The following is a 22,581-nucleotide window of genomic DNA, read 5'->3' on the forward strand; positions in this document are numbered from 1 at the left end:
AATAAATTTAGAATTCTAAAATAAAAGAACCGCTAAAGCTCTTATCGTTTCAAATTTATAGCATTTTTTATCATCTCATCGGCAGTTGTTATGGATTTTGAGCTAGCGTCAAACATCTTTTGCATCACGATCATATCAGTTAGCGATACACCTAAATCCACATTACTCATCTCTAGCATATGATTACGAATCGCTGCCCCATAAATCACTTCGCCATTAGCGTTAGTATAAAATATCGGCTCTCCTGAATTTGCACTAGCTTGATAAGTATTCTCGCTAGCTTTGTTTAGGCCTTGATTGTTTTGGAAGTGATATAGGGCAACCTTTGCTACTGTTGCCATATCGCCATTATCAAAAACGGCCAAAATATCCCCGCTATCACTCATTGTATATTCAGTTAGCAAACCTTCAGATCTACCATTTTTTGAAACGCTTAATTCAGCGCTAATTTGCTCAGCTGGCTTTAATCCATCAAAGCCTGTATTTGGCACTGCTGGATTATATGGTGTTCCTAGTGATAGTTCTAAATTTGCCCCACCATTATTAATAGCGCCTAAAGTATTACTAACTAATGCACCTTTTTGATTATATCTTAGCTCGCCTTGTGTAGCACTGATAATATTTCCATCTGGGTCAATCACGCTTACAACAGCATCAAATGCGATTTGCTGACCTTGCGGAACTTGCTTAGTAAATTCAAGTTTTAAAATATTTTTATCCCCGTTTGGCGCCCAAATATCAGTAGTAAATGTCTGCGGAGTAGCTACTTCTTGTTTTACCATTGCACTAGCTAAGTAGGTTAGTTCACCATTTAAATCTAACTTGGTCGTTGCATTGCTATTGTCAAATTCAGCTGAAAATTTTCCATCAGCTTGAGTTGAGGCTTTTATTTGTACACTTTGACCCTTTGCATCTGTGATAGTGATCATTACCTCGTTATTAGCTTTATTTGGATGATGGATCTCTGGAGTTAAATTTAAATCGCCAGTAATAGTGATTTTATTAGTGTCTTTATCAGCCTTAGCCTCAAAACTCTCACTAGTAAGCTCTACGCTACGAGGCTCAGTATAAATAGTTGAATTTAAATAGCCTGAGTAGCTTACCTGTGTTGTTGGCGACGATGGTGTATATAGTACATCTGGGAGCTGAATTTTACCTTGAGAATCTACGCTACCTAGCTTAATACTATCGCCAATTGGGATACTATAAGCCTCAACATTTCCACCTGTTACTCCTAGTTTATTTAATGCACTCTCTCCTAATGTTGCGCTACTTAGCGGAGCGACTGTACCTAGTAGATACATACCACTTCTATTTACTAAATTTCCATCACTATCTTTGGTAAATTCACCATTTCTAGTAAAATACTGCTCACCATTAGCACCCATTAACCCAAAAAACCCATCTCCATCAATTGCCATATCAAAAACATTATCAGTAGGTTGAAGGTTCCCTTGAGTGAAATTCAAAGATGTAGCCATCTTGGTCGAGCCTAGTCCGATTTGCGAATTTACCGGCGAGCTAGATGCACTTGCTAAAGTACTATAAAATAGACTTTTAAACTCCGCTGTAGAGCTTTTATAGCCAACTGTATTAATATTTGAGATATCATTTCCAATAGTACTATGACCAAATTCAGCAGTCTTTACACCACTTACGCCATTATAAAATCCTATCATCATGACTTAACTACCTCATCTTTTTGACTCTCATCTTTAGCTAATTTATCTTTAGCATCTTGTGGTTTATCACTTAGATCTTCATCTTCTGATTCTTCTTCTTTATTGCTTGAATTAGTTTGATTTGAATTTACTGTATTATGTACAATTGATTCAGTAAATTCTCTAACTTGATCCATCGCTACAAACTCACCAGCAACTTTGATATATGCTACGCCTTTTTCAAATTTAACAGCTTCGACTGGATACTGACCTAAAACAGTCTCTCTATTGCCGCCATTAGCATCTATATATTTAGCTTTTACTAAATATTCACCTGGAAGTGTTGGTTCTCCACTATTGCTTAAACCATCCCATCTAAATTGATTGACACCAGATTTAATATCACTTATGCTGACATTACGAACGACATTACCTACTGAGTCGTATATCTCAATTGTTCCGCTAACTGCATCAACTGGGAAGAATAGACTAAAATCAACCTGAGATGATGGCGTATCCTTGGCTACTGAGTTAGCTAGATTTGCCATCTTGCCTAATGCACTCATAGCATTTAGTGAAGCACTTGCTTGCATCTGCGCGCTTAATTGGCTCATAACTTGGTTGGTTTTTTCTTGCATTTCAACTGTAGCTAGCTGACTGGTTTGTTCTAGCATTTTTGCGCTATCCATCGGCTCGGTTGGGTCTTGGTGTTGCAACTCAACTAATAAAAGCTTCAAGAAAGCATCTTTATCTAATTGCGAATTTGGATTTACTCCACCTGTTACGCTATCGGCTTTTTGCTTGGCTTTATTAGCCGCCCATTTATCAGTGGTGAATTGCGGTGTTTGATTAATAGATGTTGCCATGATGCTCTCCTAATTTTTTCTTACATTTTTACTTTAAAGCAATTTGTATTCCAAATTTAGAAATACTTTGGTAGTATTACTTCTAAAACACTCTCTTCATTTTGAGCTATTTCCGTTAGCTCGCTATCTTCACTAACAAATTTTGCCTTTTTATTTTGACCTTGGCTTTGTTCTTTATTAGCATTATCATTAAAGCTCATTGATAACTCACTAAAACCCATATTTACAAGGCTGGTTCTAAATTCAGCCTGGTGTTGCATAAATAGCTGCATAGTTTGATTATTGGAGTTAAAATTTATATGCAAATTTGAGCCACGATTAATTAGAGTAATCTCGACTTCGCCTAAATTTCCTGGATTTAGCGTTAGGTGAAATCTTGTAATTGGCGGCTTGTATTCGCTAATTTTTTCTTGAAGATGAGTTGCAAAATTATCAAAAACCTGTCTTAAATTTAACTCTTTAGCATTTAATTTAGCACTATTTACAATATCTTTTACCTGAGAATTTGTTTGGCTAGTTGGCTCTATGCCCTGAGTGGTTTGTTCACTTAAACTTGTCTCTACACTGCTACTGGCTAAATCAGTAGTAGCTGTCATAGCCGCTTTAGCACTTTGTTCGCTACTTTCTTTCATTGCTCGTTGCATAATATTTGCTAAATAATCATCAATGCTAGATATGCTTTGAGATTTTGTAGCATTTGGTGTAATTGTTGTAGTAGTTTTAGTATCTTTAATCTCTTTATTTAGCTCAAAAGGTTGATTTAGCTTTTGCTCAGCAGTTTGAGCAAGCTTTTGGGTGATTTTTTGAGTATCGATTTTAGCTTCTGGATGTAGCTTTTTGACCGAATTTATATCATCGCTTAGTTCTACACTTTGACCTTGCATTAGTTTGCTTAAGACACTTTTATCATCTTTTTGTGTTTTTTGAAGTGCCTTTTCTATATCTTTTTTAGTAATTACATTTAAATCAATAGCTTGATTTAGTGCTGGAATTTGATTAAAAAACCCTTTAGCATTTAGGTTTTTAAACTCATTTTTTAGCGCTTCAAGACCATCTTTTGAGATTTTTATTTTGCTTAGACCTAGGCCAAATTTTTCACTTAAATTTAGTAATTCTTGCAGATTTTTAGCCCCTTTTAGCTCTTTGATATTTTGTTCAGTAGCTAAGAATTTATTTAAGCTTGAACTTAGCAAATTAGCGCCTGTTTTAGTACTACCATCACTAGCTTCTAAAAGGCTTAAAAGCGTTATAAAATCAGCATTTTCTAGCATAATCTCATCTGTATTTTGACTACTTTGGGCTGAATTTGAAGCGCTATTTTGAACCATTTTATCGCTTTGTGAGCTATCGGTTTTAGCGCTATTTGTTTGATTAGAGTTTTGAGCAGTTTTATCACTAGAGTTTGTACTAGAGCCTTGTGTGGTTTGATTAGTGCTTTGTTCTTGTGATTTTGATTGATTATTTTCTTGAGAGTTTTGTGAAGCCTTAGAATCTTCATACTCTTTTACGCTATTTTCAATCATTTTATAAAAGCTATCATCGCCTTCATTTTGTTCAGTTTTAACAGGTTTGCTTTGGACTTGAGTGGAATTACTTGAGCTTAATAGCGCTTCGTTTAAACCTTGCATTTGCTATCCTAGTTTAAGAATTTTGGCCTTATATAGCAAATTCTATTCCAAATTTTAGGCTTTATATTATCTTTATTAAATTCAAAGCAAATTTAGCAACTTTTAGATATAATCGCCCCTAAAAATTTGAAAATATTTAAGGAAAATCTAGTGGAAAATATCAGAAATATCGCCGTCATCGCACACGTTGACCACGGTAAAACAACAATGGTAGATGAGCTACTTAAACAATCGGGCACATTTACAGAACACCAAAATATAGGTGAAAGAGTTATGGATAGCAATGATATCGAGCGTGAGCGTGGTATCACAATTCTTAGCAAAAATACAGCTATTCGCTATAAAGATTATAAAATCAATATCATCGACACTCCAGGACATGCCGACTTTGGTGGTGAGGTTGAGCGTGTTTTAAAGATGGTTGATGGAGTTTTACTTCTTGTAGATGCACAAGAAGGCGTAATGCCACAAACCAAATTCGTTGTAAAAAAAGCCCTATCTTTAGGTCTTCGCCCAATCGTTGTAGTAAATAAAATTGATAAACCAGCTGGCGATCCTGATAGAGTTATCAATGAGATTTTTGACCTATTTGTTGCACTTGATGCCAATGATGAACAGCTTGAATTCCCAATCGTATATGCTGCGGCAAAAAATGGCTATGCTAAACATAAGCTAGAAGATGAAAATATCAATATGGAGCCTTTATTTGAAACTATTATAAATCATGTTCCAGCTCCAAGTGGCAAAGATGAAAATCCACTGCAACTTCAAGTTTTCACACTAGATTATGATAATTATGTAGGTAAAATCGGTGTTGCAAGAATTTTTAATGGCACAATTAGCAAAAACCAAAATGTAATGCTAGCTAAAGCAGATGGTAGCAAAACAACAGGTAGAATTAGCAAACTTATTGGATTTTTAGGACTTGAACGCACAGATATAGATACAGCAAGTAGCGGAGATATCGTAGCAATTGCTGGATTTGATGCTCTTGATGTAGGAGATAGCGTAGTAGATCCTAACTCACCAATGCCACTTGATCCACTTCATATAGAAGAGCCAACTTTAAGCGTAGTATTTAGCGTAAATGATGGCCCACTATCAGGTACAGAGGGTAAATATGTAACATCAAATAAACTTGATGAACGCCTAGAGAGCGAGATGAAAACCAATATCGCTATGAAATATGAAAATATAGGCGAAGGTAAATTTAAAGTAAGCGGTCGTGGTGAATTACAAATTACAATTCTAGCTGAAAATATGAGAAGAGAGGGCTTTGAGTTCTGTCTTGGTAGGCCAGAAGTAATTATAAAAGAGATCGATGGAGTAAAATGTGAGCCATTTGAGCTACTTGTAATAGATGCACCAGATGATTGTACTGGAGCAGTAATTGAAAAGCTTGGCAAAAGAAAAGCTGAGATGGTTAGTATGAATCCTACTGGCGATGGTCAAACTAGAATCGAATTTGAAATCCCAGCTCGTGGGCTTATCGGTTTTAGAAGCCAATTTTTGACCGATACAAAAGGCGAAGGTGTTATGAATCACAGCTTTTTAGAGTTTAGACCACTTACTGGCACAGTTGAACATAGAAGCAATGGTGCGTTAGTAAGCATGGAAAATGGCGTGGCTCTAGCCTATTCTTTATTTAATCTCCAAGATCGTGGGGTGCTATTTTGCGATCCGCAAACAAAAGTTTATGTAGGTATGATTATTGGCGAACATAGCAGACCAAATGATTTGGATGTAAATCCAATTAAAGGTAAAAATCTAACCAATGTAAGAGCTAGCGGCAGCGATGATGCAATCAAGCTAGTCCCACCACGCAAACTAAGCTTAGAGCGTGCTTTAGAGTGGATTGAAGAAGATGAATTAGTAGAAGTTACCCCAATAAATATTAGAGTAAGAAAACGCTACTTAGACCCAACAGTACGCAAAAGAATGGCAAAAAAATAGATAAATTTAGGTTGGTTTATTAGCTGCATTTATCTAAATATCTTGTTAAATTCTTAACTAAATTAAGCAGTTAATCTTATAGATCTACTGCTTAATTTGACTTTTAATTTATTCTATAATCAAATAGTAAAATCTTTGATTATTATGTATCTAGCTCGCAATAGTAAATTTATACAAAAATATTAGAGTTTAATCCATTAACCCAAATTCACCAACTATTGATAAAATACCGCTATAATCTACAAAATTCAAATCAAAATCAGCACAAACCAAAAAGGAAAAACAATGAAGAAAATAATGCAAGAACGCTATTCATGTAGAGAATTTAATGGCCAAAAAATTAATCAAGAGACTATAAACGAAATTTTAGATCTTACTAGATTAAGTCCTAGCTCATGCGGTTTGGAGCCGTGGAAATTTATGGTTGTTAGCAAAGAAAACGATTTAAAAGAATTAGGGCAAATCTGTAATAATCAAGCCCAAGTAAGCGGATGTAGCCACGCTATAATCATCATCGCACGCAACGATCTAAAAGAGGGTTGTGATTTTATAAGAACTCAAGTAGATCGCAAACCACGCACTCCTGAGAGACTTCAAAAAGCCCTTGATCACTTCGCAGCAAGGTTTAACCCGCAAACCGATGAAGAACTAATGCACTACGCATCACTACAATGCTATATGGCAAGTGCTAATATGGTCAATATCGCTCAAAGCCTAGGTGTTAAAAGCTGCATTGTAGCTGGTTTTGATGCAGATAAATTAAATGATTTTGTAAATTTAGGAGAGAATTTTAGACCTGTTCTTGTAATTGCTTTAGGATATAGCGATGAAGAAGCACCAGCTAAAATTCGCCAAAGTTTAGAACAAGTAGTAATCTATAAATAAGGGCAAAAAATGGAAGTAACACTGCTAAATCACACGCCACTATGGGTTTGTTCTAACGCTATTCGTACCTGCTGGCAAAGCTTTGATAAAGGCGATAATGGCGGCAAAATAGATCTAGCGTTAATCGATAGAGTAGGCAATCAACTCAAACACGCAAGCACGCTAGAGCATCTATTTTATAACTTTTATATAAAAGGCATTAGCAGAGCTTGCCTCCAAGAGTTAGCCCGTCACCGAATAGCAAGTCTAAGTGTAAAATCCACACGCTACACCCTAAAAGAGCTAAAAAACGAAAGCGAATTTAAGCCTAATGACTTTGATAACGCAAGTAGATATATAGTGCTAACTGGCAATGAATTTGTAGATAACGCAAGTATAAACGCACTTGAGAATTTGCGCCAAATTCTAAACCAAAACACAAGCTTAGATATAGCCAAATACTGCCTTCCAGAGAGCTATAAAACAGAATTAAGCTGGAGTATAAACGCTAGAAGCTTACAAAATTTCATAACCTTAAGAAGTTCTAAAAGTGCCCTTTGGGAGATTCGAAATCTAGCAAATGCAATATATAATGCACTCCCTAATGAGCATAAATTTATCTTTGCTGAGTGTGTATATAAAGATTAAAATAATATAGATTTTAGTAAGAGCTAAAATCTATATTAGCTATATTGTTTTAAAGCGTAAAATAACTGCTAAAGCACACGGTACTAACATTACTAAAGCTAGAAATAGCGGAGTATTTGCCCCAAGCGCTCCAACCCCAAAAGCAATTACCCCAGCTAATCCAAACTGCATAGTCCCAAGCACAGCTGAGGCAGTACCAGAGTGGTCTGTAAATCTTGCCATTGCTAATGTTGTAACATTTGGCAAAATAAATCCAAGCATACTAATAGCTACAAAAATTCCAGCCTCAAAAATCCAAAATCCAAGCCCTAAAAGCGCTCCAATGCTTACTACTACAAGCGCTCCAAGCATTATAAATAGGGCGAATTTAAGCAAATTTTGACAATCAAAATTTCTAGTAAGCCTAGCATTAATATTAGCAAATAGTACAAATCCAAGTGCATTAATACCAAAAAGAAGTCCATACTGCGTTCCGCTTAGCCCAAAATGACCCATAAAAACAAATGATGAACCAGTAATATAGGCAAAAAGTACCGCCGAAGCAAATGCGCCAAGCAGGCTATAAAGTATAAATATCTGCTCTTTTAGGACAAATTTATAACTAGCAATAGTAGCTTGATGAGAAAATTTAGTTCGTACTGGCTGAGTCTCTTTAAGTCCAAAAATAATAAACCCAAGTAACAAAATTCCTAACATAAAAAGAACCGCAAAAATACTTTGCCACGAAAAATAGCTAAGCAAAATCCCGCCAAATGTCGGCGATAACATAGGCGCAAGCGATGAAAATACCATCATTAAAGCATACACTCCAGCAGCATCTTTGATATCAAAACTATCATTGACAATAGCCCTAGCAATCACCACGCCAGCACAACCGCCAAGCGCTTCAAAAAATCGCAAAGTAATAAAAATATAGATATTATCCACTAGCACACACCCAAGACTTGAAGCAATAAATATCAAAATTCCAATTATCAAGGGAGTTTTGCGCCCAAATGTATCACTTAAAGGACCATAGATAAGCTGCCCCAAAGCAAATGCTATAAAAAAACTAGCAAGACTAAGCTGAGTAAGAAACTCACTAGCTAAAAAGCTACTTTGAACATGCGATAGCGCTGGCAGATACATATCTGTAGATAGCGGTGCAATGCTAGACATAAAGGCTAAAATAATGATTAATTTAAATTTAGCAAATCCATGGATCTTTGTAGTGCTTCGCATAAAAAAATAGCCTTAAAAGTGTAGATTATAAAAAGTGGCCGGGAGAAAGGGATTCGAACCCCTGGAGGCTTTCACACCTCAACGGTTTTCAAGACCGCCGCTTTCGACCACTCAGCCATCTCCCGAGTGAATTAATTAGAAGTTTTTTGTTCTACCCAGCTAGCACCTTGATTGACCTTTTCTTTAGACCATTCATAGGCATCTTTAGAATCCTCTTTGACTCCGTGCCAAGTATTAGAACATCCGCATAATAACAAGATAAAAGCACAAAATATATAACGCATATAAATCCTGTAAAATGGAGGCGACACCCAGATTCGAACTGGGGGTAAAAGCTTTGCAGGCTTCTGCCTTACCACTTGGCCATGTCGCCATATGCTAGTGGTGCCCAGAGCCGGACTTGAACCGGCACGGAAGTAATTTCCGAGGGATTTTAAGTCCCTTGTGTCTACCATTCCACCACCTGGGCTAAATATGGAGCGGGAAACGAGATTCGAACTCGCGACCCCAACCTTGGCAAGGTTGTGCTCTACCCCTGAGCTATTCCCGCATCAATTTTGGAAATTGAATAATAGCAAAAGAAACCTTAAAATTTAATTTGATTTTACTAAATTTTAAAAAATTTTATCTATTTTTATCTAATTTATTGAATTTCATAAATTTCATAAAATTATAAGCAAAATAAATGTATCATTACAATCTATTTTTTAAATGGGGTTATAGCTCAGCTGGGAGAGCGCTTGAATGGCATTCAAGAGGTCGGCGGTTCGATCCCGCTTAACTCCACCATTTAATATCTTATATCTATTCAAATCCTTTTTTATTTATTCAATTTTATTACCTGTCTTCCATACTTGGAGAGGGTTTTTTATTGCTGTTTTTTCTCAATTGATTTTGAAAAAATACTATTAATTCTCAAAAAATTTTACTACTAATTAAGTCACTATTAAAGAAGTTATTATGGCTAATATTTCAAAGGCTTGTTTAAGTGATAAGGATATAGAGCTTTTAGAGATAAAAGATATTTTGCTGTTGTGGGAAATCCTAAGGAGCTTGAAATTTATATCAATCCTAAAGGAAGCAAGGTTTTTTCAGTTACTATTTATGATAAATATGGCAAAAAACATAAATGCAAATTAAAAGAATTTAGACCTGGACTTTATAATGCATTTAAAGCTAGAAGAGATGCTATTAAGCTACTAAATAAATTTGATGAGTTAGGAAAGGATTTTAATCTATTAAATAAGGCTAAAAAGCATACATATAAAGAGTTACTTATAAAGTATATGGATAAAAAAATTAAGATAGATGGCGTTAGTAGATATATCGGTGTGATAATATTAGCTAGATATGACTTTGGTAGTATTATAAGCTCTAGGCCATATGTAGAAGCCTCTTTTATATATAGTAGAAACTATGTATCAATGGTATAGCAAATGTCAAATTTGAATTCTAAAATATTATTTGAATTTTAGAGATATTATTTATATTATTTGGGTTTTTAAAGGTTTTTTAAGCTTTACCTTTTTTTGAACCCTTTTAAATTCTTTAATCCCTTTTAAATCCCCAAGAATTGCAATTCTAAATATCTCAATCCAAAGATTCTAAATTTATCCAACCGAAAATTTAAATTTCTCAAAACTAAATTTTTAAATTATTTTTTTAATACCAAAATTTGTTTTTAATCACTCTGAATAATTTAGATAATTTACCAAAGTGCCATCTGCGATTTTATTACTATTTAAGCATTTTTTAGTATAATGCTACCTTGATTTCGGGGGGGATACTTTTCCCCCATTTTATTTTAGCTCAAATCCTTATCAAAACTTTGTAAAATATCATCTAAATATTGAATAATCATATTTGGCTTAATATTAAAATAATAAAATTTCTCTTTGCTAAAATCCACCCTAACAGACAATCTAGGAACTCCCAATGCCCTTAATTTCAATAAATTTTCAAAATGAAAAGCTCTATTTCTAATACTTTTTGTAAGTAGCAATATACCATAAGCCTTTTGGTAGTTGCTAAGCGGTATTTTATTTAACCTTTCTTTATTTTTCTCATAATATTTTTTAAAAGAAAACCCATCTAAAAACTCTTTATCAAACGCACAACTATGGATTTTATAATGCTCCACCACCCTTATCCAAAATCCAAAAGTCTGCCTAGAAACCAAAATATCATGCTCTTTTATCCTACCTTTATCATCATCTAACCCTATACTATCTGCCAAATCAAACATCCAATGTCGATTTTTTTCACACATTTTTCTATCAATTCTATTTCTAATGATGATTTCGATTCTAGCTAGCTTCGGCGCTATTCTGCCTAGCATTTTAAAGTTTGCTTCATGCTCATCAATGCTACTATAGCTATCTATGCGTGAATTTGAATATAACTCTATATATTTTTCTCTATCCATTTTATCGCTTTTTCTCTAATTCTACACTATTAAATCTTTAAAATCAATAGCCAATTTTAATAGCATTAAACACCCATAAAATCAAATAAAAGATTTTAAATTCAAATAGAAAAAATTGCTTTTTAATTCTTATCAAAAATAAATTTTTTCATTTTTTGCTATAACTTGGGCTAAATTTATCCAACTAAAATTTTAAATTTCTAAAAACAAAATTTTACATTTACCAAACAAAATACCGCACAAAATTTCACAATCTTATATAAAACGACAAATTGTGTCATCTGGCTTTGTTATAATTCTGTCTATAAATCAACCTACAAGGAGCAAACAATGAAAGCAAAATACGCAATAGCAGCGATCGCACTAGGTGCAGCGGGCTTCATGGCCAAAAAATGGCTAGACAAAGAGGTGGAAAAATCCAGAAAGATATATGGTGATGATTACTCCATCAAAGATACCTTATTGGATAAATTAGAAAATGGTCTTTGGAAGTCTTATGATGCGCTTGAGAGAGCCGAAGAGACTACACTAACTGCTCTTGATAAACTACAAACCAAGATCACAGGCAAAGAGGTAGATCACCGCACGATTTTAGATCTCAATGAGGTATCGCCAGAGACAAGAGAGGCTTTGCTTAAGATATTTGGTGCTATGTCTATGAATGCTGGATTTAATGAAGGTGCCAACAAATCAGAGCCTTGTGGCGCCGATCAAGCACAACCACTCAAGACCAATGCCTGCGAGACAAACCAATCATAGCCTTGCGCTACCAATACTGGTGAAAAAGAGCGATAAAAGCGCTCTTATCAGTAGGTTTTAAGACAGGGGGGGGTATAATCAAATTTTGATGTCAAATCCGCCAAACTCTTATAAATTTGATTTATGAGAATTTGGCGTGGCTAGGATTACGCCAGCGGAGATGGTGAAGTCAAAATAGTATTAATTATTTCATAAGAGAGTAGTGATGAAACTAAGAGAATTTGTGCTTTTAAACCAAATGGTCTTACCAAAAAATTATGAAAAAATCGAAAAGTTAATTAAAAAAATCGAGAGTTTAAGTGATCTATATGCTAACAAAATTTTATACGAGAGTAAGGGTCTAAAACTACGCAATCCATATCTAATGACGATTATAGCGCTACCTTTGGCCTATGTGTTTAGGGTTGCTAAGATCGCTTTTTATATATTTATTTTGATAAGTTTATTTAAAATCATTGATTGGTTTTTTGATACCAAAATAATGAGTAATATCGCTATTTATATATCCAAAATTGATAATTTAGAAATATATATTTATTTTGTGCTGGCTTATATATTTATAAAAACTATATTTGCTTTGATTAGGTCTGCGCAGATCAACAATTACAATAAACTCGCCTTATTGATTTATGATAAAGGTGTGAATAATGATTTTAAAAAGGAGTATTTTGAGATGGTGGCACTAAAAGTCCAAGATATCGATCTAGCAGATCAAGAGCCACAAGAGCATAATGTGGTGTGTCCAGATTGTGGCTATGTCTATTATGATGAAAATAATCCATATTTAAAAGAACGAAATAAATCTTATGAAAATTTCATTCAATCCAAAATAGAGAATTCAAATTACACTAAAGGAGCAGACAATCAAGAAAATGAAAAATGAAATTAACTTTAAATCAGCAAAAAAGATATTGTGTAAGCTATTAAAAACTCTTTACAAAGCAACGACCAAAAAGAAAGGAATAAAAATAATGGCAATCGATATAGGCGATAAAGTGTTGTTTGAAATCAGAGCAACTGATTTTATGAAAGAGATTATCATCACCAAAGATGATATAGAAAAGATAGTTAGAGCTTTGGTTAAGTTGGATGATAAAATTGAAAGTATCACCAACAAATTAAATGAAATAGATACAGAAAACAAAACCGAAATAAAAAAAATCCCACTCTTAGAAAGCCAAAACAAAAGCTTGAGTAATGACAAACAACGCTTAGAAGGCGAAAAAGAAGAGCTATCAGAGAATTTGAGAAATGAGAAATCTCAAAATGATCAACTAAAAAGCGACAACAAGGCCTTAACACAGCAGATAGATAATCTAAAAGGTGTAAATACAGAACTAAATTCACAAAATGAAGCCCTAACTAGTAAGCTAACAGATGAAAAGAGAAAAAAAGAAGAGCTATCAGAGAATTTGAGAAATGAGAAATCTCAAAATGATCAACTAAAAAGCGACAACAAGGCCTTAACACAGCAGATAGATAATCTAAAAGGTGTAAATACAGAACTAAATTCACAAAATGAAGCCCTAACTAGTAAGCTAACAGACGAAAAGAGAAAAAATGAGAAGCTAAATAAAGATATAAATACGGATTTGTTTAATCTATACAAGCAATTACCAGCTGATTTTCGTCAGAATTTTAGCTATATAAAAGCAGATACTCAAATGAAATTTATCATTACAAGTGGAGATAAAACTACTCTTATCAATCTTTATGAGCATATAAAAAATGAGGCTAAGAATGGTAAAGATATAAGCCAATTAAGCGAATTTTTTGATGAGTTATTTGAGGTTCAAAGAGATATTTATGGCTTAGAAAGGATTGAAGCTAGCAGTGAATTTGATGAGTCAAACCACACGGATTTAGGAGGAAAATCTAGGGGAAAAATAGAAAAAACTATATTTCAAGGCTTTAAAGATGGCAAGAAGCCATATAAATCAATAGTAAAAATAGGAGAATAAGATGAATGAACAAATAAAAAACATTTCTGAGATAACACTTCACAAAGATGAAAGATTATTTCAAAGAATCACCGAGCTCGAATCATACGATAGCGCAACAAATAGAGTTGATCGTAATGAACTAATAGATTTGCTCCTTGAAGTAGATAATATAGCAGCAAATTTAGACAAATATGACAGAGGGGTTTGTGAAGATATAAATTTAGGCCACTGGGATATTTATCGTGCTTGTGAAGCTAATAGCAACACAGTAACAATTAAATTTAATGACACTTTAGTCGCTAGATCTCCGATTTTGGATATTAGAGAAAATGATGTGGTGGCTATTGATTTTGGAACTAAAAGCACTGTAGCTGGATTTATAGACTCAAAGACAAATAGAAAACAACTAATTCGCATTGGTGGTGGCAGTTACAAAAAAGACCACAACAAAAATGATTACGAAAATCCTACAATAATCGAATTTACAGATATTGGGACTTTTATGGAAGATTATTTCTCTGTGAAGTCTAGACCGCTTACTTCGTGGGATGATATATGTATATCACACACCGCTGTTAATCACTTAGAAGAAGCTGATAATGAAAATTTCTATAGATTTTTTACCAAGCTTAAACAATGGGCTAGAACCAAAAACTCAAAAATTCGCATTAAAGACAAATTAGAGACATACACTCTAAAAGATTTTTTAAAATGCGATCCAAAAGATATAAATCCTATTGAAATTTACGCTTATTATATAGGGCGATATATAAACAATATGACAAAAGGAATTTATATAAACTATGTATTGTCTTATCCTGTTAAGTATGAAAAAGCCGTTAGAGATAAGATAAAAGAGAGTTTTGAAAGGGGAATCAAAAAATCAATCCCTTACGCAGTTCTCACATCACCAAAGCATAGTATAAATGTTGATATAATGACTAGCGAGCCAGCGGCGTATGCTGTTTCCGCTCTTAAAGAGTATGGATTTAGACCGCCTTATTTAAAGCCAGATGAAGTCGTCTGCTATGGAATTTTCGATTTTGGTGGTGGGACTACTGATTTTGATTTTGGTATGTGGCGCACGGTAGATAGTAGGAAATTTGATTATAAAATTGAGCATTTTGGTGATGGTGGCGACCCTACTTTGGGTGGAGAAAATTTATTAGAGTTATTGGCTTTTGAGATTTTCAAAGATAACAAAGCGGTAATGAAAGAGAGCAACTGCTCTTTTAGCAAGTCAGAGCTAGGAGAGGATTTTGGTGGGTCAGAATCCATAGTCAAAGATTCAAGAGAATCTAGAAAAAATACTACTATTTTGGTTGAATATATTAGGCCGTTTTGGGAAAATATCGGCAAAATAGATGAGATCGCTAAAGATAATAAAAATATCTCAAACATTCTCTCAGGCAAGATAAATCTACAGCTTATGGATAATGACTCTGGGCTTAAGCCTGTTGATTTAGAAGTAGATAGAGAAAAAATAGAAAAAATTTTGAAATATCAAATTTCAAAAGGTGTAAAAAACTTTATTAATAGTTTTAAAAATGTAGCTAGCAAAATGGATTTAAAAGCAAGCAATGATAAACTTTGTATATTTTTAGGTGGTAATGCCTCTCGCTCTGCTCTTGTGATGCAGTGCTTTGAAGAAGAGATAGGTAAACTACCAGAAGAGTATAAAAATAATTTTGAGATATTTCCTGCTCTTGGCACACCAGAAGCTGATGAGAAGAAAAGACAAAGAGGGCTTGAAGTAACTCACAGCGATGACTTTTCTAAAGAGATAACTTGCAAAACCGGAGTTGTCTTTGGGCTATTGGACAATAGAAAGGGCGGTAAAATACAAGTATTCTCTGAAATTAGCGCCGAAGATGAAGCTAAATTTGAGTTTTATATAGGTTGTGAAAAATATGAGAAGTTTAAGCTACTTGTAGATAGGAGCGATGCTGAGTTCAATAAAGGAGAGTGGAAAGAGATATCTGATTACGCAGATGAAAAAACAATCACTATCTACTATACTGCCGAGGCTAGAGCTACATCAGAAGAGGGCATTAGCATAGAGGGTGTAAAAAGTCAAAATTTAATATTAGACCAAGAGTATGGCTCAGATGATTTAGTCAAAATCAAAAAACTAAGCGTTAATAGCTTTATTTATGAAGTATTTGATAAAAATGGAAAAAAATTATCAAATATAAACAAAGAAATCAAATTAGATTAAAAGGAGAAAATATGGAATTATTTAGTAAGATTGGTACTGTTTTTTCGGCGCTTGAGCATGGTGCTTCGGCTGAGGGTGGCGATGTTGCTGGTGGTATTGGACTGTTAGCAACTGGTATATCTTGGCTTCTAAGTCCATCTACGACTATCGTGTCAGAAATAGCTAAGGCACTTGATATCTTTAAAGAGAATGATAGGCCAGAACATTTAGGACAAGCTATGGAGCAAATGAATAAAAAGCTTGAGAATTTTGATAGTATAAATGAGTATATAGACTATCTAAGAGAGGGTATAAAATCTGGTGAAGTCAAGCTAATTAGGAATTTAAGCGATACAGAAAAAGCCTCTTACACTGCCACTGTTACTGCGCTTGGTATAAAAGCCATAGATGAAAAATACCAACTTCAACCTAGCGACATATTTTGGGTCACAATGGGAGGTAAATTCCAAAAAGGCAAAATAACCCCAGATGAGATAAATAAAATACTAGAAATCTCATCAAAAAATAGTGTAAGCGCTGAAAATGTAGCCAACTACATAAATGGTGATGGGATGACAGGTGGACAAAGAGCCTCTGGTGTTGCTGATGTCATAGAAGATGGACTAAAAGCAGCAAATCCAAATATGAGCGATGAAGAGATCGCAAGTAGATTTAATAAATTATTAGAAAAATAAGGAGAAAAAAATGGGATTTTGGAGTTCAGTTGGTAGTTTTGTAAGTGGTGCTATTAGTACTGTTTGTTCGGCTGTGGGTGGTGCTATTGCTGCTGGTATTAGTACGTTAGCAACTGCTATAGCTCCGTTTCTAGGTCCAGTTGCGACTATCGTATCAGCCATAGCTAATATACTTGGTATCTTTAAAGAGAATGAAAGGCCAGAAGATTTAGGACAAGCTATGGAGCAAATGGATAAAAAGCCAGAGGATTTTGATAGTATAAATGAGTATATAGACTATCTAAGAGAGGGCATAAGATCTGGTGAAGTCAAACTAAATGACAATTTAAGCGATATACAAAAAGCCGCTTACACCGCCACTGGTGCTGCGCTTGGTATAAAAGCCATAGATGAAAAATACCAACTTCAAACTAGCGACGAATTTTGGGGCGCAATGGGAAAAAAATTCGAAGAAGGCAAGATAACCCCAATTGAGATAACTAAAATACTAGAAACCTCATCAAAAAATAGTGTAAGCGCTGAAAATGTAACCAACTACATAAATGGTGATAAGATGACAGATGGACAAAAAGCATCTGGTGTTTCTGATGCCATAGAAGGTGGCCTAAAAGCAGCAAATCCAAGCATGAGCGATGAAGAGATCACAAGTAGATTTAATAAATTAATAGAATAATAGGGGGAAAATATGTTTTTTTTGGGTTCGATTGGTAGTGCGATTGGATCATCTAGCGTCTCGTCCGAACCAGATTTAGATTTGGACGAGAAAAGACGACAAATGAATGCAATGATAGAAACACAAAATAAAAAGATGAAAAACTTATCGCTAAATGATAAATATAAATTAGATGATAGCAAAGAGTTTTTTGCCAAACTAGGCAAGGGGAAAAAATGAAAAGAGTGAATTTGTTTTTTATACAAAATAATGAAATAGCTGTCTTGCGCTTAAAAAATATAAATAAAAGCGAACAACAGCTTGAATTTCTCAAAAAAGAAGGTGAAAAATTCCAGGCTATAAATTCTGATTTTTGGACTTGGTGGGAAGAGAAGGTTGGGTTTTCAAATGGCGATGAGATGGACTTTTGCTTTGTATGGGATGAGAAAAATGATCTAATTATGCAAAATGAGAGATTTTGTAATAATCTAGAATCTGATATTTGGAATGAAGAGACCCTTGATTTGCTTTTGGGGCTTTTTGATATTAAAGGCAAGATAAGCTCTCCAAATGGTAATTCTATCGGTTTTGAGCAGTATGAAAAAGAGTTTTACACTAACTTAATACTAAAAAATCAATTACCACCAAAAAGTAGAGCCAACAACTCTAGCAAAAAACAATTCAATCAAGGCACAATAGCCCCAACCACCCAAGATGAAACACCGATGCAAAAATATTTCCGTGAAATGCGTGAGAGAGAAGATAGACAAAGGAAAAAATAATGAGCGAAATCAAAAGTTTTTTAGAAAAATTTAATAACTACTATCTAAACGCCAACAAACATAAGGTAGAAAAAACCGCCGAACTAGATACTAGCGATGTAGTATTATACAAGATAAATAGCGTAACATACAAAAAAGACTCACCAAGGAGAGAGGCCTTAGAAAATGTACTTAGCTCTCTTAGGATAGAGGGGATAAATTTTATCTATTTGATTTTAGGCAATAGCGAAGGGGTGGAGTTTTACTATGGTCTTTCAAGAGATTATTCTTATACCAACGAGCTAGAAATCGACATAGATGAAATAGGAAAATATATACTAGAACCTAGCATAAAAGGAAATTTCCGTGGTAGCGAAATCCAAAAAATCGAAGAGAATACAAAAAGAAAAATTTTAGAAAGAATAGGCTCTAACAAATATTACAGCATAGTAGAGGGTGTCCCTGGGGTCTTAGAAAAAGATGATGAGTTTCAAGGGGTTGATAGATTAGCTGATGTTATGAGTAATAGCCCAGAATACGGCTTTATGATTATTTCATCCTTAGTTAGTGATGCTGAGCTAGAAATAGTCAAAAAAAATATCTTTAATATATATGCGACCCTAGCAGAAATAGGCAAAGAAAGCAGACAAGTGTCTAATGGGACAAATACCAGCACAAATGAGAGTAAAAGCGAAGGTCAATCAGAGACAAAAGGTACTAGCGATAGCCATAGCCAAACAGACAGCACCGGCACAAATGAGAGCAAAAGCGAAGGTCAATCAGAGACAAAAGGCACTTCAAAAGGCACCAATGAGAGCGAAAGCAGAACAGAAACTAAAGGCACCAGTGAGAGTGAAGCTGAAGGCACATCAAAGACAATAGGCACTTCGCAAGGCACAACTACAGACGGAAATAGCTCATACAGCAAAAATAACGGCTCTAATGAAAGCCGTGGGACAACTAGCACAACAACAAAAGGCGGTAACCATAGCCAAGCAATAGGACAAACTACTGGCTCAAACCAAAGCACTAACCAAAGTACCTCCACAAACACCAATACCACCACAGGTAGCAATACGAGCAAATCGATAGCCAAAACTACTAGCACCAATGAGAGCACCTCCACAAACACCAATACCACCACAGGGACTAGCGAAGGGACATCCTACTCACAATCAGTCACCACAGAAATAGTAGATAAACAAGCACAAGATTGGATCAAATACATTGATGATATGCTTTTGGCTAGGTTGGATTATGGTAGTGCTAAGGGGATGTTTAGAAGTGGTATGTTTTGCTTTTCAAATTCCAAAGCCATACTAAAAAAGCTAGAAAATACAGTAATGTCGCTATTTAGTGGTGAAACTGGCAATAAAATACCTTTAAGATCGTTTTTGATAAAAGATGATTTACAGCTAGAATCTTTAAAAAATTTACAACTACCAAAAATCCATTCAGATGTAGATACAGAGCTAAAATCGCTATTATCTCAAAGCGATTATGGTATGGGAAATTTAATTAGCTCAAAAGAGCTAAGTCTAATAGCTGGATTACCAAAAAAAGATATTATGGGACTAGAATTAAAAGAAGAAGTGGAATTTGGTCTAAACTTCGAAACATTCGATAACCCATTAGAACTGGGCTATCTACTCCAAAGTAGAAACAAAACAAACAAAATCGTAAGCATAGACAAAAAATCCCTTGATAAACACATTTTTATCACAGGCGTAACTGGTAGCGGGAAAACTACAACTTGTTTGAATATTTTAGAAAATTCAAATTTGCCTTTTTTGGTTATTGAGCCTGCCAAAACAGAATATAGAATTTTAAAAGAGAAATATCCTGATTTACTAATCTTCACTCTTGGCAATGATAGCTTAGCCCCATTTAGACTAAATCCTTTTGAATTCTTCCCACATGAGAGTATAACCTCTAGGGTCGATATGATAAAGGCTAGTATAGAAGCAGCCTTTGATATGGAAGCCGCAATCCCACAAATCATAGAAAGCGCAATATATGAATGCTACGAAAATAAAGGCTGGAATATCGGCACAAACAAAAATGAATATTATGGCGATAAAGCCTTTGATGATGGGGTTTATGCATTTCCTACACTTGATGATTTGCTTGTCCAAGTAGAAAATGTAGTTAAAAAACAAGGCTTTGATGAAAGGCTGAAAAATGATTATCTTGGCTCAATTAGAGCTAGATTAAACGGGCTTATTGTAGGCTCAAAGGGATTTATGCTAAATACCAAGCGTTCAATAAACTTCAAGCAACTGCTTAATCAAAGAGTCGTTTTTGAGTTAGAAGAGATCAGAAATGGTAGTGAAAAATCTCTTATTATGGGATTTATATTAACTCATTTATTAGAAGCTATCAAATCAAATTTTGAAGAGCGAAACGAACATAAATTAAATCACATAATCTTAATAGAAGAAGCGCATAGGCTTCTTAGCAAATATGAGCCTGGCGATAGTATGAATAAAAAGCAAGGTGTAGAAGTATTTACCGATATGCTTGCTGAGATTAGAAAATATGGTGAGTGTTTGATGATAGCAGACCAAATACCAAACAAACTAGCACCTGAAGTTCTAAAAAACACAAATACAAAAATTGTTCATAGAATATTTGCAGCCGATGATAAAAAGGCAATAGGAAATACAATGGCGCTAGAAGATGAACAAAGCGATTTTCTAAGCAAATTAAGAGTGGGTGAAGCTATAGTTTTTAGCGGTGGATTTAATAAATCTGTATCAGTCAAAATCAATCAAAGCTCCAAAACCACTGACAAAATCCTAGACAAAGAGCTAATCAAGCAATCTGCTTTGGAATTCTACACACAAAACGCCAAAAGCGGAATACTCATCGGCTCAGATATCATACAAAATCCAACCAAATATGATATACTCAAGCTATTTGAACTACAAAAAGAAGGTGTAAAAGATCTAGTAAAACAGATCAGACAAGACGAAACAAAGATAACTACCTCCCAAAAAGAGTTGAGAAAATTCATCGATAATGGGGTTAGTATTGATATTTTGGTGAGAATTTTTATGGTTGAGAATTCGATTTTGGCTCAATATACAGATGAGATAAAAGAGTATTTAGATAAATATTTAAACAACTCTTTCTTAGCAGAAGATACAAGAAAATTTAGGGATATATTCAGCGATGCATAACCTCCTAATCCTATACAACCCAAGATATAATAGCGATTTGATAAAGGCGCATTTAGATATTCTAAAAGAGTGTGGCAAGGTGGCATTTGGCAAGGTGCGAGTCAAAAACAACAATATGCCACACCCCTTTAAGGGCGAATTAGAAAAGATATATAATGATACAAATCCTGATAGCTTCACTCAGCTTTTTATCACGGATTATTCAAATTTATATGTCGCTAAGGTGGTAAAGATCAGTAGCGATGACCACACTGCCATAGCGCCTAAGTATTATCAAGAGCAAAATTTGCTAGTAGAGAGCTGGTTTGTCATCACGGATATCCGTGAAATTTATAGAAATGAATTTGAGAGTGTAAGGGATTATTTTTTGTCCCGTATCACCTTGCCTTTGCGTGATAATCACACCTACGCCCTATATGGCAATAACTATGTATATCCACTCATCATCGACCAAGACCAAAATTATTTCGAAGATGAAACCCTACACCACACAGATATCTATAAAACCAAAAAATATCTAAAAACCAAAAAAACCCTATCTAGATACTGCTTTGGCGCAAATATCGATAAACTGATGAGCGATACCATAGATGCGGTGGTTTTGGCCGAGATCGAATACATACAAAACCAAAAAAATATGTCAAATGATTTTAGCTCTATTTTGGTGAAGTATTCTAAGAGCATTGAGAGAGAATTTTACTCTCTTTTTAAAGCTCTTTTTGCCTATTTGTGTTATAATAATCCTGGACTTTTAACCATCAGATATGATATCCAAGGGATCAAATATCAGCTAAAAGATATTTTCACACATAAACCAAATTTAGGCTCATATGGCTATTTGATGAAGCAAAGCGAGATATCTAGCACCTTTGAAAACCTAGTCCCAAATGATATAAAAAATGGCTTTTATTATAAAATACTTAATTTTATGTATATTTTAAAAGATATTAGAAACGAAAATATCCACGGCAAAAACGCCACCATAAAAGAGACCCAAAAGATCAGAAATGCGATTTTAGGCATAGGTCAAGAGAGTATTTTGATAACTTGTTTGGAGCTAAAATCCAAGCTAAATGCCCTATACAAAGAGTCCAAAATAGATCGCTCAAAACAAATTTAAAAAAGG

General features: G+C 34.5%; 20 protein-coding genes and 5 tRNA genes. 15 read left to right on the forward strand and 10 right to left on the reverse strand.

Annotated elements, in window-relative coordinates:
• Nucleotides 1-41: 41 nt before the first annotated feature.
• From CIGNP85_RS05765 to fliK, 3 genes are read right to left on the reverse strand one after another with little or no spacing between them, the layout of a single operon-like run.
• Nucleotides 42-1,682, reverse strand: coding sequence for a flagellar hook-basal body complex protein (locus CIGNP85_RS05765; RefSeq protein WP_086287372.1), 1,641 nt, complete (start codon nt 1,680-1,682; stop codon nt 42-44).
• A complete protein-coding gene (locus tag CIGNP85_RS05770) occupies nt 1,679-2,527 on the reverse strand; it encodes a flagellar basal body rod modification protein (RefSeq protein WP_086244037.1) in 849 nt (282 codons plus the stop codon). Before CIGNP85_RS05770 ends, CIGNP85_RS05765 begins: the two co-directional genes overlap by 4 nt.
• A 56-nt stretch (nt 2,528-2,583) precedes the next feature.
• Nucleotides 2,584-4,155: a flagellar hook-length control protein FliK gene (gene fliK, locus CIGNP85_RS05775; protein ID WP_086287374.1), complete on the reverse strand. Its 1,572-nt coding sequence runs from the start codon at nt 4,153-4,155 to the stop codon at nt 2,584-2,586.
• Nucleotides 4,156-4,305: 150 nt separating this feature from the next.
• Here fliK and typA point away from each other — a divergent pair, with 150 nt between their 5' ends.
• From typA to thyX, 3 genes are all read left to right on the forward strand, one after another.
• Nucleotides 4,306-6,108 carry a translational GTPase TypA gene (gene typA / locus CIGNP85_RS05780; protein ID WP_086287376.1) on the forward strand — a complete coding sequence of 601 codons (1,803 nt, stop codon included), beginning with the start codon at nt 4,306-4,308 and terminating at the stop codon, nt 6,106-6,108.
• Between the two features lie 285 nt (nt 6,109-6,393).
• On the forward strand, nt 6,394-6,993 hold the full coding sequence (locus CIGNP85_RS05785; protein WP_086232256.1) for a nitroreductase family protein: 600 nt from the start codon (nt 6,394-6,396) through the stop codon (nt 6,991-6,993).
• Between the two features lie 9 nt (nt 6,994-7,002).
• Nucleotides 7,003-7,620, forward strand: coding sequence for an FAD-dependent thymidylate synthase (thyX, locus tag CIGNP85_RS05790; RefSeq protein WP_086287377.1), 618 nt, complete (start codon nt 7,003-7,005; stop codon nt 7,618-7,620).
• Between the two features lie 39 nt (nt 7,621-7,659).
• Here thyX and CIGNP85_RS05795 read toward each other — a convergent pair whose 3' ends face one another.
• The 6 genes from CIGNP85_RS05795 to CIGNP85_RS05815 form a co-directional block, all read right to left on the reverse strand.
• On the reverse strand, nt 7,660-8,841 hold the full coding sequence (locus CIGNP85_RS05795; RefSeq protein ID WP_086287379.1) for a multidrug effflux MFS transporter: 1,182 nt from the start codon (nt 8,839-8,841) through the stop codon (nt 7,660-7,662).
• A gap of 35 nt (nt 8,842-8,876) precedes the next feature.
• Nucleotides 8,877-8,966: transfer RNA gene (locus tag CIGNP85_RS05800), tRNA-Ser, on the reverse strand.
• Nucleotides 8,967-8,972: 6 nt separating this feature from the next.
• On the reverse strand, nt 8,973-9,125 hold the full coding sequence (locus tag CIGNP85_RS08375) for a hypothetical protein (protein ID WP_179187384.1): 153 nt from the start codon (nt 9,123-9,125) through the stop codon (nt 8,973-8,975).
• Between the two features lie 15 nt (nt 9,126-9,140).
• A tRNA-Cys gene (locus CIGNP85_RS05805) sits at nt 9,141-9,214 on the reverse strand.
• 9 nt (nt 9,215-9,223) lie between these two features.
• Nucleotides 9,224-9,310 (reverse strand) — tRNA-Leu (locus tag CIGNP85_RS05810).
• 6 nt (nt 9,311-9,316) lie between these two features.
• Nucleotides 9,317-9,391 (reverse strand) — tRNA-Gly (locus CIGNP85_RS05815).
• Nucleotides 9,392-9,554: 163 nt separating this feature from the next.
• On the opposite strand from CIGNP85_RS05815, the gene CIGNP85_RS05820 reads away from it, so the two are divergent.
• Both CIGNP85_RS05820 and CIGNP85_RS05825 read left to right on the forward strand, forming a co-directional pair.
• A tRNA-Ala gene (locus tag CIGNP85_RS05820) sits at nt 9,555-9,630 on the forward strand.
• Between the two features lie 245 nt (nt 9,631-9,875).
• On the forward strand, nt 9,876-10,274 hold the full coding sequence (locus CIGNP85_RS05825; protein ID WP_086233463.1) for a hypothetical protein: 399 nt from the start codon (nt 9,876-9,878) through the stop codon (nt 10,272-10,274).
• Nucleotides 10,275-10,645: 371 nt separating this feature from the next.
• On the opposite strand, the gene CIGNP85_RS05830 is transcribed toward CIGNP85_RS05825, so the two are convergent.
• On the reverse strand, nt 10,646-11,266 hold the full coding sequence (locus tag CIGNP85_RS05830) for a hypothetical protein (RefSeq protein ID WP_086287381.1): 621 nt from the start codon (nt 11,264-11,266) through the stop codon (nt 10,646-10,648).
• A gap of 330 nt (nt 11,267-11,596) precedes the next feature.
• Here CIGNP85_RS05830 and CIGNP85_RS05835 point away from each other — a divergent pair, with 330 nt between their 5' ends.
• From CIGNP85_RS05835 to CIGNP85_RS05880, 10 genes are all read left to right on the forward strand, one after another.
• Nucleotides 11,597-12,025 (forward strand): hypothetical protein, encoded by a 429-nt coding sequence (locus tag CIGNP85_RS05835; protein ID WP_086287383.1) that lies wholly within the window; start codon nt 11,597-11,599, stop codon nt 12,023-12,025.
• Nucleotides 12,026-12,230: 205 nt separating this feature from the next.
• On the forward strand, nt 12,231-12,908 hold the full coding sequence (locus CIGNP85_RS05840; protein WP_086287385.1) for a hypothetical protein: 678 nt from the start codon (nt 12,231-12,233) through the stop codon (nt 12,906-12,908).
• A gap of 88 nt (nt 12,909-12,996) precedes the next feature.
• Nucleotides 12,997-13,986 (forward strand): hypothetical protein, encoded by a 990-nt coding sequence (locus tag CIGNP85_RS05845; RefSeq protein ID WP_141031746.1) that lies wholly within the window; start codon nt 12,997-12,999, stop codon nt 13,984-13,986.
• A 1-nt stretch (nt 13,987) separates the two neighbouring features.
• On the forward strand, nt 13,988-16,186 hold the full coding sequence (locus CIGNP85_RS05850) for a hypothetical protein (RefSeq protein WP_086287390.1): 2,199 nt from the start codon (nt 13,988-13,990) through the stop codon (nt 16,184-16,186).
• An 11-nt stretch (nt 16,187-16,197) separates the two neighbouring features.
• Complete coding sequence (locus CIGNP85_RS05855) at nt 16,198-16,860, forward strand: hypothetical protein (protein WP_086287392.1); 663 nt, start codon at nt 16,198-16,200, stop codon at nt 16,858-16,860.
• 10 nt (nt 16,861-16,870) lie between these two features.
• The gene (locus CIGNP85_RS05860) at nt 16,871-17,533 is read left to right on the forward strand and encodes a hypothetical protein (RefSeq protein WP_086287394.1); all 663 of its coding nucleotides are present in this window, start codon (nt 16,871-16,873) and stop codon (nt 17,531-17,533) included.
• 12 nt (nt 17,534-17,545) lie between these two features.
• Entirely contained in the window at nt 17,546-17,752 is a 207-nt protein-coding gene (locus CIGNP85_RS05865; RefSeq protein ID WP_086287396.1) for a hypothetical protein, read from the forward strand.
• The gene (locus CIGNP85_RS05870) at nt 17,749-18,294 is read left to right on the forward strand and encodes a hypothetical protein (protein WP_086287398.1); all 546 of its coding nucleotides are present in this window, start codon (nt 17,749-17,751) and stop codon (nt 18,292-18,294) included. The genes CIGNP85_RS05865 and CIGNP85_RS05870 overlap by 4 nt, the downstream gene beginning before the upstream one ends.
• Complete coding sequence (locus tag CIGNP85_RS05875) at nt 18,294-21,455, forward strand: helicase HerA domain-containing protein (RefSeq protein ID WP_086287400.1); 3,162 nt, start codon at nt 18,294-18,296, stop codon at nt 21,453-21,455. Before CIGNP85_RS05870 ends, CIGNP85_RS05875 begins: the two co-directional genes overlap by 1 nt.
• Nucleotides 21,448-22,575, forward strand: coding sequence for an HP0729 family protein (locus CIGNP85_RS05880; protein ID WP_086287402.1), 1,128 nt, complete (start codon nt 21,448-21,450; stop codon nt 22,573-22,575). Before CIGNP85_RS05875 ends, CIGNP85_RS05880 begins: the two co-directional genes overlap by 8 nt.
• Nucleotides 22,576-22,581: the final 6 nt, after the last annotated feature.

It is taken from the genome of Campylobacter sp. P0085, assembly GCF_002139495.1.
GTDB lineage: Bacteria > Campylobacterota > Campylobacteria > Campylobacterales > Campylobacteraceae > Campylobacter > Campylobacter devanensis.

Bases quoted from the DNA above. Each gene is read 5' to 3' on its own strand.
- CIGNP85_RS05765 (WP_086287372.1), bottom strand. From the start codon at position 1,682: ATGATGATAGGATTTTATAATGGCGTAAGTGGTGTAAAGACTGCTGAA.
- CIGNP85_RS05770 (WP_086244037.1), bottom strand. From the start codon at position 2,527: ATGGCAACATCTATTAATCAAACACCGCAATTCACCACTGATAAATGG.
- fliK (WP_086287374.1), bottom strand. From the start codon at position 4,155: ATGCAAGGTTTAAACGAAGCGCTATTAAGCTCAAGTAATTCCACTCAA.
- CIGNP85_RS05785 (WP_086232256.1), top strand. From the start codon at position 6,394: ATGAAGAAAATAATGCAAGAACGCTATTCATGTAGAGAATTTAATGGC.
- thyX (WP_086287377.1), top strand. From the start codon at position 7,003: ATGGAAGTAACACTGCTAAATCACACGCCACTATGGGTTTGTTCTAAC.
- CIGNP85_RS05795 (WP_086287379.1), bottom strand. From the start codon at position 8,841: ATGCGAAGCACTACAAAGATCCATGGATTTGCTAAATTTAAATTAATC.
- CIGNP85_RS08375 (WP_179187384.1), bottom strand. From the start codon at position 9,125: ATGCGTTATATATTTTGTGCTTTTATCTTGTTATTATGCGGATGTTCT.
- CIGNP85_RS05830 (WP_086287381.1), bottom strand. From the start codon at position 11,266: ATGGATAGAGAAAAATATATAGAGTTATATTCAAATTCACGCATAGAT.
- CIGNP85_RS05835 (WP_086287383.1), top strand. From the start codon at position 11,597: ATGAAAGCAAAATACGCAATAGCAGCGATCGCACTAGGTGCAGCGGGC.
- CIGNP85_RS05840 (WP_086287385.1), top strand. From the start codon at position 12,231: ATGAAACTAAGAGAATTTGTGCTTTTAAACCAAATGGTCTTACCAAAA.
- CIGNP85_RS05845 (WP_141031746.1), top strand. From the start codon at position 12,997: ATGGCAATCGATATAGGCGATAAAGTGTTGTTTGAAATCAGAGCAACT.
- CIGNP85_RS05850 (WP_086287390.1), top strand. From the start codon at position 13,988: ATGAATGAACAAATAAAAAACATTTCTGAGATAACACTTCACAAAGAT.
- CIGNP85_RS05855 (WP_086287392.1), top strand. From the start codon at position 16,198: ATGGAATTATTTAGTAAGATTGGTACTGTTTTTTCGGCGCTTGAGCAT.
- CIGNP85_RS05860 (WP_086287394.1), top strand. From the start codon at position 16,871: ATGGGATTTTGGAGTTCAGTTGGTAGTTTTGTAAGTGGTGCTATTAGT.
- CIGNP85_RS05865 (WP_086287396.1), top strand. From the start codon at position 17,546: ATGTTTTTTTTGGGTTCGATTGGTAGTGCGATTGGATCATCTAGCGTC.
- CIGNP85_RS05870 (WP_086287398.1), top strand. From the start codon at position 17,749: ATGAAAAGAGTGAATTTGTTTTTTATACAAAATAATGAAATAGCTGTC.
- CIGNP85_RS05875 (WP_086287400.1), top strand. From the start codon at position 18,294: ATGAGCGAAATCAAAAGTTTTTTAGAAAAATTTAATAACTACTATCTA.
- CIGNP85_RS05880 (WP_086287402.1), top strand. From the start codon at position 21,448: ATGCATAACCTCCTAATCCTATACAACCCAAGATATAATAGCGATTTG.